The sequence below is a fragment of the Pseudomonas sp. XK-1 genome, from assembly GCF_038069885.1.
In the GTDB taxonomy this organism is placed as follows: Bacteria; Pseudomonadota; Gammaproteobacteria; order Pseudomonadales; family Pseudomonadaceae; genus Aquipseudomonas.
Window position 1 is genome coordinate 169,038 of the sequence record NZ_JBBPES010000004.1, and the last position, 14,447, is coordinate 183,484.

17 protein-coding genes and 1 tRNA gene are annotated in these 14,447 nt (G+C 61.2%); 2 read left to right on the forward strand and 16 right to left on the reverse strand.

Features of this window, described 5'->3' with window-relative positions:
• Positions 1-9: 9 nt before the first annotated feature.
• On the forward strand, positions 10-483 hold the full coding sequence (locus tag WMW70_RS11765) for a peroxiredoxin (RefSeq protein WP_341437695.1): 474 nt from the start codon (positions 10-12) through the stop codon (positions 481-483).
• Between the two features lie 71 nt (positions 484-554).
• Here the strand turns inward: WMW70_RS11765 and WMW70_RS11770 are convergent, their stop codons facing one another.
• Together WMW70_RS11770 and WMW70_RS11775 are read right to left on the reverse strand one after the other, a co-directional pair.
• Complete coding sequence (locus WMW70_RS11770; protein WP_341437696.1) at positions 555-1,619, reverse strand: AI-2E family transporter; 1,065 nt, start codon at positions 1,617-1,619, stop codon at positions 555-557.
• Positions 1,620-1,662: 43 nt separating this feature from the next.
• Positions 1,663-1,914, reverse strand: a complete 252-nt coding sequence (locus WMW70_RS11775; protein WP_341437697.1) for a sulfurtransferase TusA family protein — start codon at positions 1,912-1,914, stop codon at positions 1,663-1,665.
• 105 nt (positions 1,915-2,019) lie between these two features.
• Between WMW70_RS11775 and WMW70_RS11780 the strand changes: the two genes are divergently transcribed.
• Entirely contained in the window at positions 2,020-3,453 is a 1,434-nt protein-coding gene (locus tag WMW70_RS11780) for a M48 family metalloprotease (protein ID WP_341437698.1), read from the forward strand.
• 206 nt (positions 3,454-3,659) lie between these two features.
• Here WMW70_RS11780 and nadA read toward each other — a convergent pair whose 3' ends face one another.
• From nadA to ruvC, 14 genes are all read right to left on the reverse strand, one after another.
• Positions 3,660-4,718: a quinolinate synthase NadA gene (nadA, locus tag WMW70_RS11785; RefSeq protein ID WP_341437699.1), complete on the reverse strand. Its 1,059-nt coding sequence runs from the start codon at positions 4,716-4,718 to the stop codon at positions 3,660-3,662.
• A 171-nt stretch (positions 4,719-4,889) separates the two neighbouring features.
• A tRNA-Lys gene (locus WMW70_RS11790) sits at positions 4,890-4,965 on the reverse strand.
• 58 nt (positions 4,966-5,023) lie between these two features.
• On the reverse strand, positions 5,024-5,698 hold the full coding sequence (gene queC, locus WMW70_RS11795) for a 7-cyano-7-deazaguanine synthase QueC (RefSeq protein ID WP_341437700.1): 675 nt from the start codon (positions 5,696-5,698) through the stop codon (positions 5,024-5,026).
• 1 nt (position 5,699) lies between these two features.
• A complete protein-coding gene (gene queE, locus WMW70_RS11800; RefSeq protein ID WP_339463436.1) occupies positions 5,700-6,347 on the reverse strand; it encodes a 7-carboxy-7-deazaguanine synthase QueE in 648 nt (215 codons plus the stop codon).
• A 342-nt stretch (positions 6,348-6,689) separates the two neighbouring features.
• Entirely contained in the window at positions 6,690-7,508 is an 819-nt protein-coding gene (gene ybgF / locus WMW70_RS11805; protein WP_341437701.1) for a tol-pal system protein YbgF, read from the reverse strand.
• A gap of 6 nt (positions 7,509-7,514) precedes the next feature.
• Entirely contained in the window at positions 7,515-8,012 is a 498-nt protein-coding gene (pal, locus tag WMW70_RS11810) for a peptidoglycan-associated lipoprotein Pal (protein WP_339463434.1), read from the reverse strand.
• 65 nt (positions 8,013-8,077) lie between these two features.
• A complete protein-coding gene (tolB, locus tag WMW70_RS11815) occupies positions 8,078-9,376 on the reverse strand; it encodes a Tol-Pal system beta propeller repeat protein TolB (RefSeq protein WP_341437702.1) in 1,299 nt (432 codons plus the stop codon).
• Positions 9,373-10,329, reverse strand: coding sequence for a cell envelope integrity protein TolA (gene tolA / locus WMW70_RS11820; RefSeq protein WP_341437703.1), 957 nt, complete (start codon positions 10,327-10,329; stop codon positions 9,373-9,375). The genes tolB and tolA overlap by 4 nt, the downstream gene beginning before the upstream one ends.
• Entirely contained in the window at positions 10,329-10,781 is a 453-nt protein-coding gene (gene tolR / locus WMW70_RS11825; protein WP_341437704.1) for a protein TolR, read from the reverse strand. The genes tolA and tolR overlap by 1 nt, the downstream gene beginning before the upstream one ends.
• A gap of 34 nt (positions 10,782-10,815) precedes the next feature.
• Entirely contained in the window at positions 10,816-11,511 is a 696-nt protein-coding gene (gene tolQ / locus WMW70_RS11830; protein ID WP_136664996.1) for a protein TolQ, read from the reverse strand.
• Between the two features lie 2 nt (positions 11,512-11,513).
• Positions 11,514-11,966 (reverse strand): tol-pal system-associated acyl-CoA thioesterase, encoded by a 453-nt coding sequence (gene ybgC, locus WMW70_RS11835; RefSeq protein WP_341437705.1) that lies wholly within the window; start codon positions 11,964-11,966, stop codon positions 11,514-11,516.
• Between the two features lie 52 nt (positions 11,967-12,018).
• Positions 12,019-13,071 (reverse strand): Holliday junction branch migration DNA helicase RuvB, encoded by a 1,053-nt coding sequence (gene ruvB, locus WMW70_RS11840; RefSeq protein ID WP_341437706.1) that lies wholly within the window; start codon positions 13,069-13,071, stop codon positions 12,019-12,021.
• Positions 13,071-13,676 carry a Holliday junction branch migration protein RuvA gene (gene ruvA / locus WMW70_RS11845; protein ID WP_325509173.1) on the reverse strand — a complete coding sequence of 202 codons (606 nt, stop codon included), beginning with the start codon at positions 13,674-13,676 and terminating at the stop codon, positions 13,071-13,073. The genes ruvB and ruvA overlap by 1 nt, the downstream gene beginning before the upstream one ends.
• A gap of 23 nt (positions 13,677-13,699) precedes the next feature.
• Positions 13,700-14,224 carry a crossover junction endodeoxyribonuclease RuvC gene (gene ruvC, locus WMW70_RS11850; RefSeq protein WP_341437707.1) on the reverse strand — a complete coding sequence of 175 codons (525 nt, stop codon included), beginning with the start codon at positions 14,222-14,224 and terminating at the stop codon, positions 13,700-13,702.
• Positions 14,225-14,447: the final 223 nt, after the last annotated feature.

Genomic DNA, 14,447 nt, shown 5'->3' on the forward strand with positions numbered 1-14,447 from the left:
GATTGCCTTATGGCCGTAGCACTCGATACCCCGGTAGCCGATTTCCAGGCCCAGGCCACCAGCGGCCAGCAGGTGCAATTGTCTGCGCTGCAGGGCCAGCAAGTGGTGATCTACTTCTACCCCAAGGACAGCACACCGGGCTGCACCACCGAGGGCCAGGGCTTTCGCGACCAGTACCCGGCCTTCCAGGCAGCCAACACCCTGGTATTTGGCGTGTCGCGCGACAGCCTCAAGTCCCACGAGAACTTCAAGTGCAAACAGGCGTTTCCGTTTGAGCTGATCTCGGACAAGGACGAGGCCCTGTGCCAGCTGTTCGACGTGATCAAGCTGAAGAAGCTCTACGGCAAGGAATACCTGGGGGTGGACCGCAGCACCTTCCTGATCGATAAAGCCGGCGTACTGCGCCAGGAATGGCGTGGCGTCAAAGTACCGGGCCACGTCGATGCCGTACTGGCCGCCGCCCAGGCGCTGAACAAGGCCTGAGCGAGCAAAGCCTGAGCCTTCGCGCAATAAAAAGCCGGTCGAGTGACCGGCTTTTTTGTACCTGCTGCGACCTACTCCGCCACCACCTGCTCGCGGCGCGGCCAGGCGTCGATCACCGCCTTGAACAGGGTGGCCAGAGGGATGGCGAAGAACACCCCCCAGAAGCCCCACAGACCGCCAAACAGCAACACCGCACAGATAATGGCCACCGGATGCAGGTTGACCGCCTCGGAGAACAGCAGCGGCACCAACACGTTGCCATCCAGCGCCTGGATGATGCCGTAGACCACCATCAGGTAGACGAACTGGTCGCTGAAACCCCACTGGAACAAGCCGATCAGCGCCACCGGCACGGTCACCACCACCGCGCCGATATAAGGCACCACCACCGACAGGCCGACCAGCAGCGCCAGTAGCGCGGCATAGTTGAGCTCCAGATAGGCGAAGGCGATATAGGTGACCACACCGCAGATGATGATTTCGATCACCTTGCCACGGATATAGTTGGCGATCTGCTTGTTCATTTCCTGCGCCACCTGGCTGATCAGGGTGCGCTCGCGGGGCAGATAGCCACGGAACCACTCGCCGATCAGCTGGCGGTCCTTGAGGAAGAAGAACACCAGGATCGGCACCAGCACCAGGTAGATCATGATGCTGACCAGCATCGGCAGACTGGACAGCGAGAAGGACACCGCCCACTGGCCGAACTTGCCCACCTCGCCACGCACCGACTCGATCAGCTGCAGCACCTGGGCATCGGTAATCAGGGTCGGATAACGCTCCGGCAGCAGCAGAAACAGCGACTGCCATTCGCCGAGCATGCGCGGCAACTCGTTGAACAGGGTGCTCAGCTGCTGCCAGAGCAGCGGCATCAGCACCAGCAGAAACAGCCCGAGCATGCTCATAAACAAGGTGAACACCAGCCACACTGCGGCCACCTGGGGTAGGCGCAAGCGCTCGAAGGCATTGACCAGCCCTTGCATGAGAAATGCCAGAATCAGCCCGGTGAGTACTGGGGCGAGCATGCCGCCGAGGGTCAATACCGCGGCAAAACCAAGAATCAGCAACACCGCCAGCACAACTGCCTGCTCGTCCGAGAAGTAGCGATGCAGCCAATCGCGTAACACCTTAACCATCAGCATTCCTTAAATACGCTGCAAGCGGAGCATCCGCAGGCAGTCAGGCCTTACGCAGCCAGTAGCGATAAACGCCATTGTCGACTTCTTCGCGCAGCAGACTATGCCCTGCCAGGGTGGCGAAGGCACGGAAATCACGCTGCGAACCCGCATCCGTGGCTTCTACTTTGAGCACCGCACCACTGGCCAGGCGGTTCAGCTCCAGCTTGGCCTTGAGCAGCGGCAGTGGGCAGCTCAGGCCACGGGCGTCCAACTGCGCATCGCAGCTCTCGGCCGGCCATTCAATATCGGTCATGTTCTACTCCTGGAAGTGGATAAGGATACCCAAGGCCGCACAGGCCTGGCCAGCGGAGCAGCCGGGCAGCTACAGTAGCGGCTTTGTTCGACACGAGCTTTGTGCATGAATCTTCTGCGCCCTACCCTGCTGATGCTCACCTGCCTGCTGACCACACCCGGCATGGCCAGCGACCTGCCATCGCTGGGCGACGCCAGTTCGTCCATGGTTTCTCCCCAGCAGGAGCACCAACTCGGTCGTGCCTGGTTGAGCCTGGTACGCGGCCAGGTCAGCCAGCTGTCCGACCCGCAACTCAAGGACTTCGTCGAGACCAGCGTGTATCGCCTCAGCGAAACCAGCCAGCTGCAGGACCGCCGCCTGGAATTCGTGCTGCTCAACAGCCCGCAGATCAATGCCTTCGCCGCCCCCGGCGGCATTATCGGGGTCAATGGCGGGCTGTTCCTGTATGCCCAGACCGAAGCCGAATATGCCTCGGTCATGGCCCACGAACTGGCTCACCTGTCGCAACGCCACTTTGCCCGCGGCCTGGAAGCCCAGCAGCGCATGCAGATCCCGGTCATGGCCGGCATGCTCGCCGGCATAGTCGCCGCCGCAGCAGGCGCAGGCGATCTGGGCATTGCCGCCATCGCCTCGACCCAGGCGGCGGCCATGCAGGAGCAACGGCGCTTCTCCCGACAGAACGAACAGGAAGCCGACCGCATCGGCCTGGTCAACCTGGAGAAAGCCGGTTTCGACCCGCGCGCCATGCCAAGCATGTTCGAACGCCTGATGCGCCAGTATCGCTACGACCGCATGCCGCCGGAATTCCTCCTCACCCACCCGGTCTCCGAATCACGTATCGCCGACACGCGCAACCGTGCCGAGCAGTACAGCGGCCAGGGCACCACCGATAGCGTGCGCTACCAGCTGATGCGCGCCCGCGTACAACTGACCTATGAAGACACCACCGGCCTGGCCGCCAAGCGCTTTCGCGATATGCTCGATGAAAACCCCGAACTGGAGGCCGCTCGCTACGGCCTGGCCATCGCCCAGATCAAGGGCGGCCAGTACAAGCAGGCCCGCGAAACCCTGCAACCGCTGCTGACCAAGGCCCCGAACGATGTGGTCTACAACCTGGCCCAGATCGAACTGGACATGGCCTCCAACCGCCTTGGCGAGGCGCAGAGCCGCATCGAGCGCCTGCAGACCCTGTACCCGAGCAACTACCCGCTGAAACAGGCGCGTATCGACCTGCTGATGAAGCAGGGCCGCACCCAGGACGCCGAACGCGACCTCGACCTGCTACTGAAGGACCGCAGCAAGGACCCCGACGTGTGGTACCAGGTCGCCGAAGTACGTGGCCTCAGTGGCAACACCATCGGCCTGCATCAGGCCCGCGCCGAGTTCTTCGCCCTGGTTGGCGACTACAACCAGGCCATCGAACAGCTGGACTTCGCCAAACGCCGCGCCGTCAACAACTTCCAGCTGGCCTCACGGATCGACGCCCGCCAGCGCGAGCTGATGGAAGACAAGCGGATTATCGAGCAGATGCTGCGCTAGGCCGGAAAACCCTGGAACACCGCTCACGGGAAGTAGCCCGGATAAGCCTTGGCGCAATCCGGGAAACACTCAGCACCCGGAGTGACGCGGCGGCCTGCCACCTCTAGCCGCTCCGGCCGCCACACTGCTCCCGGGCTGCACAGGTCCGGGCTACGCACTAGAAACGCAAAAGCCAGGCAAATGCCTGGCTTTTTTGTGTCGCGTGCTTATGCGTTGCCGCTGAGCTTGAGCCGCGCCGCCTGGGTAAAGTCGAGCATGCGCTTGAGCGGCTTGATCGCCTTGGGGATCAGCGCCGGGTCGACGAAGACCTCGTTGCTGCCCTCGCGCAGGCACTGCAGGGTGCGCTGCAGGGTGTTCATGGCCATCCACGGGCAATGGGCACAGCTGCGGCAGGCCGCGCCGTTACCGGCCGTGGGAGCGGCGACAAACTCCTTGTCCGGGCACAGCTGCTGCATCTTGTAGAAGATGCCGGCGTCGGTGGCGACGATAAAGGTCTTGTTCGGCAGCTGCTGCGCTGCGGCAATCAGCTGACTGGTGGAGCCCACGGCATCGGCCAGATCGATCACCGCGGTCGGCGACTCTGGGTGCACCAGCACTGCAGCATCCGGATAGAGCGCCTTCATGTCCTCGAGTTGCCGGGCCTTGAACTCCTCGTGGACGATGCAGGCACCGTCCCACAGCAGCATGTCGGCCCCGGTCTTGTTCTGGATATAACGGCCCAGGTGCTGGTCCGGTGCCCAGATAATGCTTTCGCCGTTGTCCATCAGGTGCTCGACGATTTCCACCGCGCAGCTGGAAGTTACCACCCAGTCAGCCCGTGCCTTTACCGCTGCCGAGGTGTTGGCGTAGACCACCACGGTGCGCTGCGGGTGCTGGTCGCAGAACGCGGCGAACTCCTCCACCGGGCAGCCCAGATCCAGCGAGCACGTTGCTTCCAGCGTCGGCATCAGCACGCGCTTTTCCGGATTGAGGATCTTCGCCGTCTCGCCCATGAATTTGACGCCCGCCACCAGCACCGTCTGCGCCGGATGGGCATTGCCGAAACGGGCCATCTCCAGGGAGTCGGAAACGCAGCCGCCGGTTTCTTCGGCCAGGGCCTGCAGCACCGGGTCGCAGTAGTAGTGCGCCACCAGCACGGCGTTCTGCTTTTTCAGCTCGGCGGCAATCTCGGCCCGGTAAAAAGCTTCCTGCTCCGGCGTCAGCGGCTTGGGCTGCTTGGCGTCGAGGTGGGCTTGCACGAGCAGGCGTTCGGAAATCTGGGTCATATCATCAGGCTCTGAATGTGCTTTCAGTGCAACGAGTATACCCGCCTGGATAGCGCTGGAGCAGACAGGTTGCAACCACGCGCCGGTGGTAAAAGTGACAGATAAAAAAAAGCCTGAAAATTCTTTTAATCAGAACTTTCAGGCTTTCTCGACCTTCCGTAGAAGGGAATATGGTGGGTCGTGTGGGATTCGAACCTACGACCAATTGGTTAAAAGCCAACTGCTCTACCAACTGAGCTAACGACCCGACGCGAGGCGCATGATACTGATTTAATTCAGTAATTCAACACTTAGCGAAAGTTTTTTTAGAAATAACGGGTCGGATCATCCAACCCGGCCGCTGCAAAACCCGCCGCACGCAGGCGGCAGCTATCGCACTTGCCGCACGCGCGGCCCTGATCATCGGCCTGGTAGCAGGACACCGTCAGCGCGTAATCGACGCCATGGCGCATACCGGCCTGAACGATTTCGGCCTTGCTCATATTCTGCAGCGGGGCCTGAATGCGAAAGCCCTGCCCCTCTACACCGGCCTTGGTGGCCAGATTGGCCATGCGCTCGAAGGCCTCGATAAACTCGGGGCGGCAATCCGGGTAGCCGGAGTAATCCACGGCATTGACCCCGATAAAGATATCCCGCGCGCCCAGCACCTCGGCCCAGCCCAGGGCCAGGGAGAGAAACACGGTATTGCGCGCCGGCACATAGGTCACCGGTATGCCTTCGGTCGGACTTTCCGGCACCTCAATACTGGCGTCGGTCAGCGCCGAACCGCCGATGCCGTTGAGGTTGAGGCCGATCACCTTGTGCTCGACCACACCCAGATGCCGGGCCACCTGCTCGGCGGCCTGCAGCTCGGCGCGATGGCGCTGGCCGTAATCGAAACTCATGCTGTAACAGCTGTAGCCATCGGCCTTGGCCAATGCCACCACGGTGGCCGAGTCGAGGCCGCCGGAGAGAAGAATCAGTGCTTTCTTGTCGCTCATATCAGTGTCCCGGCTCGTCATTCCAGAGAATCTTGTGCAGCTGCATCTGCAGGCGTACGGGCAGGTTGTCCGCCACTATCCAGTCCGCCAGGGAGCGTGCATCCAGCTCGTGGTGGCTGGGCGACATCAGCACCTCGCCGGCACGCTTGTCCAGCTGATACTGGATCAGCTTGGTCACCGCCCAGTCGTAGTCCTCCCGGGAACAGATGACGAACTTGACCTGGTCATTGGGCGTCAGCAGCTCGATATTCTCATAACGGTTACGCGCTACTTCGGCCGAGCCGGGGGTCTTCAGATCCAGCACCTTGCTGACCCGCGGGTCGACCGCCGACACATCCAGGGCACCGCTGGTCTCCAGGGACACCTCGTAGCCGGCATCGCACAGACGCTTGAGCAGGGGAATGCAGTTGGGTTGAGCCAGGGGCTCGCCACCAGTCACGCAGATATAGCGCGGCTTATAACCGGCAATCTGCTCGACGATGGCGTCCAGCGACTGGATCTCGCCGCCGCTGAAGGCATAGGCGGTGTCGCAATACTGGCAACGCAGGGGACAGCCGGTCAGGCGAACGAACACGGTCGGCAAGCCGGCGGTGCGCGTTTCGCCCTGCAGCGAATAGAAAATTTCGGTAATGCGCAGGGTTTCTTGCATATCAGCCACGGGCGTGACGGCTAAACAGGCCATCCGCCTCCGTTGCGGGAAAAGGGCCGCGAATTGTATACGAAAAAACTGCCGGGAGCAGTTTTTAACGTTGCGCAGCAACGGCCCGAAGGGTGGCCGCCAGGGATGGTGGGCCATAAAAAACTGCTGGGAGCAGCCTTTAACGTCGCACAGCAACGGCCCGATGGGTGGCCGCCAGGGATGGTGGGCCATAAAAAACTGCCGGGAGCAGCCTTTAACGTCGCACAGCGGCGGCCCGAAGGGTGGCCCGCCAGGGATGGTGGACATAAAAAACCCGCGCCAGGCGCGGGTTCTTCGATGGGCTATTCGACTTTACGGCAGACGCTGCAAGTCGCGCTGGGCCAACTGCGCCGCCGAGCTACCCGGATACTGCGCAATCACCTGCTGCAGAATCCCCTTGGCCTTGTCGGTGTTGCCCAGGCGCTGCTCGACATCGGCAAGCTTGAACAGCGAGTCCGGCACCTTGGCGTGACTCGGGTAGGCCTGGCTTACGCGGGCAAAGGCCTGGCCGGCACCCTGCAGATTGCCCTGGGCCAGATTCACCTCGCCCAACCAGTACTGGGCATTGCCCGCGTACTGGCTATCTGGGTACTTACGCAAAAAGGCGCTGAACGCCTGATTGGCCTTGTCGAAGTCCTTGGCCTTGATCAGGTCGAAGGCGGCCTCATAGAACAGTTTTTCCTTGGCCGGGTCGGCCGGTTCACTGCCGGCAGAGGCCTGCTGACCCGCTGGAGGGGTCGGCGTACCGCTGGCATCGATAGCGCCAGCGGCTGAAGAATTCTGATTGCTCGCGGTACCTGTTGCACCGCCACGCAAACGTCCATCAAGATCCTGGTAACGCTCCAGACTTTCCTGTTTCAGGCGCTGGATTTCATTCTGCTGTTCTTCAAGCTGGCCGCGCAGTTGCGCGATCTCCTGCTGCATCTGCTGCAACTGGTTGAACAGCATGCCCTGCGCCGAAACAGGGGCCGCAGCCCCTGCATCGGCGTAGGTGCCGGACGTACCATAACCAGCTGGGGGATAACTACTGCTGCCGTAACCGGCACTGTTATCCACCACGGGAATCTCAGCCTGGGCCGCGAACGGCAGGCTGAGCGCTATAACGGTCATGACACGGCGGCAAATACGCATATCGAATTACTTACGCAGTTCGACGCGGCGGTTCTGAGCCCAGGAGGACTCGTCGTTGCCGGTGGCGATTGCACGCTCTTCACCGTAGGAAACCAGTTCCAGCTGAGCCGGGGAAACACCCTGCAGCACCAGGTAGCGCTGTACGGCCTTGGCGCGACGCTCGCCCAGAGCCATGTTGTACTCACGGGTACCGCGCTCGTCAGCGTGGCCTTCCAGAACGACGCGAGCGCCATTGCCTTGCAGGTCTTTGGCGTGAACGTCCAGAGCGCGCATGGCTTCTGGCTTCAGGTCAGAGCTGTCGTATTCGAAGTAGAAAGTGGTGATAGCGCGCAGAGCAGCTTCTTCGCTCAGGCTGCCATCGACAGCGCCAGTGTTGGCACCGTAACCAGCGTTAGGATCGGTAGCGCCTTCGCCAGCAGCGTCGCCGCCTTTGGAGGAACAACCTACAGCCACGGCGAGAGCCAAACCCAGTGCAGCGAACTTACCAAATTTCAGCATTTCCATCATGTAACTCCTAATGAACCCCAGTGTGTTAAGCATTTGTAGCGATAAAACGGTGAAGCGCCGCATCAGTTCAGGTAAGGGGACCAAGAAGGCTCTCGAACTTCGCCTTGAGCGGTAGGCAGAGGGAGCCTTACGCGACCATTAGTGGACGCCAACATCAAGACTCCCCGACCCTGCTGGCGGGTCGCGTAGATTAGCATGCCGCCATTGGGCGCAACAGTAGGCGACTCATCCAGACTGGTGTCTGAAAGAATGCGCAAATTGCCGCGCTGCAGATCCATCGCCGCGACCTTGAACACGGTGTAACCATCCTGGCGGTGAATCATGACCAGGGTCTTTTCATCGGCGGACAGCTTGGGGTTGGCGTTGTAGTTGCCTACAAAGGTCACCCGCTCAGCGGCACCGCTGTTGATATTGGTTTTGTAGATCTGGGGCTTGCCGGAACGATCCGAGGTGAAGTAGATGGTTTGCCCATCCTTGCCCCAGAACGGCTCGGTATCGATCGAGCCCTGATTGGTGACCCGGCGCAGCTGGCGGCTGCCCATATCCATCACATAAATTTCCGGATTGCCGTCCTTGGACAGCACGAAGGCCAGGCGATTGCCATCCGGCGACCAGGCCGGTGCGCCGTTCAGGCCTTCGAAATTGGTGACCTGCTCGCGGCGACCGGTATCGATATGCTGAACGAAGACGCGCGGGCGCTTCTGCTCGAACGATACATAGGCGATACGCCGACCATCGGGCGCAAAGGACGGCGACAGAATCGGCTCGCGCGACTGCAGCAGGGTCACCGCGCGGGCACCGTCATAGTCGGAACGCTGCAGGGTGTAGCGGGTGTTATTGACCGAAAAGCGCTCGGCCGTCACATACAGCAGACGGGTGGAGAACGCGCCCTTGACCCCGGTCAGCTTCTCGAACGACTGGTCGGCGATATGGTGAGCCATGTCGCGCAGCTGATCGACGGCACCACCCACGCTACCGGCCAGCACCTGCTGCTGGGTGGCCACGTTGAACAGGGCGAACTGAATCTGCAGGCGACCGGCGTTCGGTACGATATTGCCCACCATTACATACTGGGCCCCCAGGGCCTGCCAGTCGCGGTAGATAACTTCGCTGGCCTGGGTCGGCAGGCTGATCATGTTCTGCCGCGGGATGGGCTCGAACACGCCGGAATTGCGCAGGTCCTTGCCGATGATATCGGCCATGTCCTCGGGCAGAATATTGCCACCTTGCCAGCCAAACGGCACCACAGCGATGGGTGTCGCACGATCGGTACCACTGCTGATCACCAAGGGATCAGCCGCCTGCACAGAGCCGACCATCAGGGTCAGGCCGAGCAGGACGATACGCATCAGGGTATTCACAGACCTAAATCCTCCGGTTTGAAGACAGCGCGACGCTGCCGGTAGAGCCGATCAAAAGTGGCACGATCCAGCTGTTGCATTTCCGCGATGCGCCCAACATTGCGCACCGCCTGTACCGCTGAGCTATCGAATGGGCCATCGCCGCTGGAGCGGGTCACGCTGGCATTGATAATGGTGCCATCGGGCAGCATCTCGATCAGCACTTCTACGCTCATGCCATTACGCGCAGATGGCGGACGTCGCCACTGCTCGCTGACCAGTTTTACGATCAGATCATCCAGGCTGCCTGCCACCTGGTCGCCATGGGTTTCGGCCAGCGCCTGCTGACGACCCACATCTTCGGACAGCAATTCGGCCAGGGCCGCAGCCTTCTTGTCCTCTGTGGCTTTACGCTGGGCCGCCTCGGCTGCCTTTTTCTTGGCGTCATCCGCAGCTTTTTTCTTCGCGGCCTCTGCTGCCGCCTTCTTCTTGGCCTCTTCGGCGGCCTTTTTCTTGGCATCCTCAGCGGCTTTTTTCTTTGCCGCCTCATCCGCCGCCTTTTTCTTGGCGACGTCGGCCAGCTTCTTCTGCTCAGCAGCCTTGGCCGCCGCATCCGCTTTCTTCGCCGCTTCGGCCTTTCGAGCCTCCTCGGCCTTCTTTTGTTCCGCGGCCTTGGCCGCTACCTGCTGCTTTTCCTGATCGGCCTTCTTCTGCTCGAGCTGCTCGGTCTCATAGATCGGCGCAGTGGTTTTCTTGGTTTCACCGGCAATTTTCTGGTTGGTCTGGGTAGTCGCCTGGCTCTGTGACTGCAGCTTGTACAGGGTTGCCTGCACCACCGGCCTGGCCGGCGGCAAATCCGGGGCAAAGGCGAAGCTGACGAACAGCATGGCAAACATGATGACGTGCAGGCCCACAGCCCAGACCACAGGCCAGAACAGATTTTCCGAAGGCGACGGCTCGCGCTGGTATTGCATCAGGGGGCCTCGGTAATCAGCCCGACGTTACCCACGTCGGCCTGCTGCAGGCCGCCCATGGCCGCCATCACCGTGCCGTAATCCACTGACTTGTCACCGCGCACGAACACCTGCACCTGCTTACCCGTGGCACGGCTCTGGTTGATGATCGCGGTGACGGCACGGGTCATTTCATCCAGGGTCATGGCCTGGTCCTGCACCGTATCGACATCAACCTCGGTGCCCATATTCCAGAAATAGGTCTTGTCGGCCTTGATCGAGATGGTCAGCACCTGGGCGTTATTGTCCTGTGGCAAGACCTCACTGCTGACTTGCGGCAGATCGACCTTGACCCCCTGGTTGAGCATGGGCGCGGTCACCATAAAGATCACCAGCAGTACCAACATCACGTCGATGTAAGGCACCACGTTCATCTCGGCGACGGGCTTGCGTCTGTTGCGAATTCTGGCCATGGCTTGAGAAACCTGTATTGAGAATGCCTAAGGCTTAGTCGTCGCTGGTGTGCACTTTGCGGTGCAGGATCGCCTGGAACTCGTCGGCGAAGGTGTAGTAACGGCCAATCAGCATCTCGCCGCGGGAGGCAAAACGGTTGTAGGCGATAACCGCAGGAATGGCGGCAAACAGACCGATGGCGGTGGCGATCAGCGCCTCGGCGATACCCGGAGCCACGGTGGCCAGGGTCGCTTGCTGCACCTGGGCCAGGCCGCGGAAGGAGTTCATGATGCCCCACACGGTACCGAACAGGCCGATATAAGGGCTGGTGGAACCGACGGTGGCGAGGAACGGCAGGCTCTGCTCGAGCTTCTCTTCTTCACGCGAGATGGCCACGCGCATGGCGCGCGCCACGGCATCCATCACGGCATCCGGATCAACCCCAGCCTGCTGACGCAGACGCGAGAACTCCTTGAAGCCGGCGCGGAAGATCTGCTCCAGACCGGAGTCCGGATCCGGATTGCTGCCGGCCTGGCGATAAAGCTTGGACAGATCGATACCCGACCAGAAGCGCTCTTCGAAGTTATCCAGGGCACGCTTGGCCGCGCGCAGCAGCGCGGTGCGCTGGAAAATCATGACCCAGGACGTGACCGATGCGGCCACCAGCGTCAGCATCACCAGTTGTACTACCAGGCTGGCATTGCTGATCAGACTCCACATCGACATGTGGTCAACGGCGTTGGCTTCCACGCTTACTCTCCTGCTCTAGATGTACCCGCGCCGCCCTGCTCGGCAAAGGCCGCACGCAGAGCTGGGGGAATGGCCCGGGGTTTCAAATTGTCGGCGCTCACACAGGCCACCAAAAACTGCCCTTCACAGAGCAGCACATCGTCTTGCACTCGCCTGACCTGTTGACGAAAACGCAGGCTGGCGCGGTTCAACTCCACCACTTCGGCACTTACCAGCAGCTCATCGTCCAGACGTGCCGGGGCGTGATAACGCGCCTCAGCCGAATGCACGACAAATAACAGGCCCTCACCTGCCAGAGCCGACTGGAGAAAACCCAGATCGCGCAGGCGCTCGGTGCGAGCCCGTTCCATAAACTTGAGGTAATTGACGTAGTAGACGATGCCGCCGGCATCGGTGTCTTCGTAGTAAACCCGACAACGATGGGCGAAAGACTGAACTCCGTTTTCTGCGCGCATACTCTAGTGCCAGCTCCTGCTCTTGCCAATCGTCTTGATCAAGTATTTTTTCCTATTCATCGTCGCCGTCAAACAGGTCGGCGGTGGGAAGTTCGCCCATACGCTTGGGCACATTCAGGCCGAAATGCAGGTAGGCGTGCCGCGTCACCACGCGCCCGCGAGGGGTGCGCATGATATAGCCCTGCTGAATCAGGTAAGGCTCCAGCACATCCTCGATGGTATGCCGCTCTTCGCTGATGGCCGCCGCCAGGCTGTCGACCCCGACCGGGCCGCCATCGAACTTCTCGATCATGGTCAGCAGCAGACGCCGATCCTGATGATCGAAGCCACGCTCATCGACATCCAGCAGGTTGAGCGCCAGATCGGCAATCTGCCGGGTGATATCGCCCTGCCCGCGCACTTCGGCGAAGTCGCGCACCCGGCGCAGCAGACGGTTGGCGATACGCGGCGTGCCACGGGCACGGCGGGCAATTTCGTAGGCACCCTGCACTTCGATGGGCAAGCCAAGAATTCCGGCCGAGCGCATGACGATGGTGGTCAGGTCGTCGACGTTGTAGAACTCCAGGCGCTGAACGATGCCGAAACGGTCGCGCAACGGATTGGTCAGCATGCCGGCACGGGTGGTGGCACCGACCAGGGTAAAGGGCGGCAGATCGAGCTTGATCGAACGCGCCGCCGGCCCTTCGCCGATCATGATATCCAGCTGGAAGTCTTCCATGGCCGGATACAGCACCTCTTCGACAATCGGCGAAAGGCGGTGGATCTCGTCGATAAACAGCACATCGCCCGGCTCGAGATTGGTCAGCAGCGCCGCCAGATCACCCGGCCGCTCCAGCACGGGGCCCGAGGTGCTCTTGATCGAGACGTTCATTTCCTGGGCGATGATATTGGCCAGGGTGGTCTTGCCCAACCCGGGCGGACCGAAGATCAGGGTGTGATCCAGTGCCTCGCTACGCCCACGGGCGGCCTGGATAAACAGCTCCATCTGCTCACGCACGCTGGGCTGGCCAATATAGTCGGCCAGCTTCAACGGACGAATGGCGCGGTCAACCTGCTCGTCGCGGTCGCGCGGGGTGGAGGTAATCAGGCGATCGGCTTCTAGCACTACAGCATTCCCTTGAGGGCACGACGAATCATATCTTCACTGCTCAAACCGTCTTCTTTAATAGCTGAGACGGCGCGACTGGCTTCCTGGGGTTTGTAGCCGAGCGAAATAAGTGCACTGACCGCATCATTCTCCGCGCTTGAGACTGCACCCGCGCCCCGAGGTTCCACCACCAGGGCGGTCATTCCAGGCACGGTTTCCCAGGCCTTGAAGCGATCCTTCAGCTCCACCAGCAGACGCTCCGCGGTTTTCTTGCCGACCCCGGGTATCTTCACCAGTACCGAGGTGTCCTGCGCCTGCACGCAGCGTACCAGCTCATCGACCTCCAGCCCGGACATCAGCGCCAGCGCCAGTTTCGGCCCCACACCATTGAGGCGGATCAGCTCGCGAAACAGCTCGCGCTCGCGCTTCTCGAAAAAGCCATAGAGCAGGTGCGCATCCTCACGCACCACCAGATGGGTGTGCAAGGTCAAGGGTTCGCCCAGCGAGGGCAAACGGTACAGGGTGGTCATGGGCACTTCCAGCTCATAACCCAAACCATTTATGTCAAGAATCACGTGGGGCGGATGCTTTTCCGCCAGGGTGCCGCGCAAACGTCCGATCACCGCTGCTTTCCTTAAAAATTACATTACAAACGAAGGCGCCCGGCGCGCCGTTTGGCACCGACCAGACCATGGGGAATCAGACTCTGCCGGTGATGGGCATGGCACAGGGCAATCGCCAGGGCGTCCGAGGCGTCGATCTGCGGTTTCTGCACCAGCTTGAGCAGGTGCATGACCATCAGCTGCACCTGTTCCTTGTCCGCCCCGCCGCTGCCGGCAATCGCCTGCTTGACCTGGGTCGCGGTGTATTCGGCGATATCCAGCCCCGCTTCAATCCCCGCGACTATGGCCACGCCTCGCGCCTGACCGAGCTTGAGCGCCGAGTCCGGGTTACGCGCCATAAACACCTGCTCGATACCCATGGTCACCGGACCATAGGTTTCGATCACCTCGCGCACCCCGCGAAACACGATCTGCAAGCGTTCAGGCATGGAGCCGCTGCCGGTACGGATGCAACCGGAGGCGATATATTCGCAACTGCGCCCGGTGTCGCGCACCACACCGTAGCCGGTAATGCGCGAGCCCGGGTCGATACCGAGTATCAGCGTCATGCCTCTGCTCCACCCCAAGTGCCGACCAACGGCGGCCGTTACACTGTCTATTTATCCAGTTGGCGAGTATAGGGCCAGCCCACGACCCCGTCACCCGGGTAGCGGCTATAAAAAATCGCCAGGAACGATTTTTGACGTCGCACCGCGACGCCCCCGAAGGAATGGCAGGACACAAAAAAGCCGGCAGCGCCTGGGAATCTCACCCCTGCGCTTCCGGCTCGTC

Bases quoted from the DNA above. Each gene is read 5' to 3' on its own strand.
- WMW70_RS11765 (WP_341437695.1), top strand. From the start codon at position 10: ATGGCCGTAGCACTCGATACCCCGGTAGCCGATTTCCAGGCCCAGGCC.
- WMW70_RS11770 (WP_341437696.1), bottom strand. From the start codon at position 1,619: ATGGTTAAGGTGTTACGCGATTGGCTGCATCGCTACTTCTCGGACGAG.
- WMW70_RS11775 (WP_341437697.1), bottom strand. From the start codon at position 1,914: ATGACCGATATTGAATGGCCGGCCGAGAGCTGCGATGCGCAGTTGGAC.
- WMW70_RS11780 (WP_341437698.1), top strand. From the start codon at position 2,020: ATGAATCTTCTGCGCCCTACCCTGCTGATGCTCACCTGCCTGCTGACC.
- nadA (WP_341437699.1), bottom strand. From the start codon at position 4,718: ATGACCCAGATTTCCGAACGCCTGCTCGTGCAAGCCCACCTCGACGCC.
- queC (WP_341437700.1), bottom strand. From the start codon at position 5,698: ATGAGCGACAAGAAAGCACTGATTCTTCTCTCCGGCGGCCTCGACTCG.
- queE (WP_339463436.1), bottom strand. From the start codon at position 6,347: ATGCAAGAAACCCTGCGCATTACCGAAATTTTCTATTCGCTGCAGGGC.
- ybgF (WP_341437701.1), bottom strand. From the start codon at position 7,508: ATGCGTATTTGCCGCCGTGTCATGACCGTTATAGCGCTCAGCCTGCCG.
- pal (WP_339463434.1), bottom strand. From the start codon at position 8,012: ATGGAAATGCTGAAATTTGGTAAGTTCGCTGCACTGGGTTTGGCTCTC.
- tolA (WP_341437703.1), bottom strand. From the start codon at position 10,329: ATGCAATACCAGCGCGAGCCGTCGCCTTCGGAAAATCTGTTCTGGCCT.
- tolR (WP_341437704.1), bottom strand. From the start codon at position 10,781: ATGGCCAGAATTCGCAACAGACGCAAGCCCGTCGCCGAGATGAACGTG.
- ybgC (WP_341437705.1), bottom strand. From the start codon at position 11,966: ATGCGCGCAGAAAACGGAGTTCAGTCTTTCGCCCATCGTTGTCGGGTT.
- ruvC (WP_341437707.1), bottom strand. From the start codon at position 14,224: ATGACGCTGATACTCGGTATCGACCCGGGCTCGCGCATTACCGGCTAC.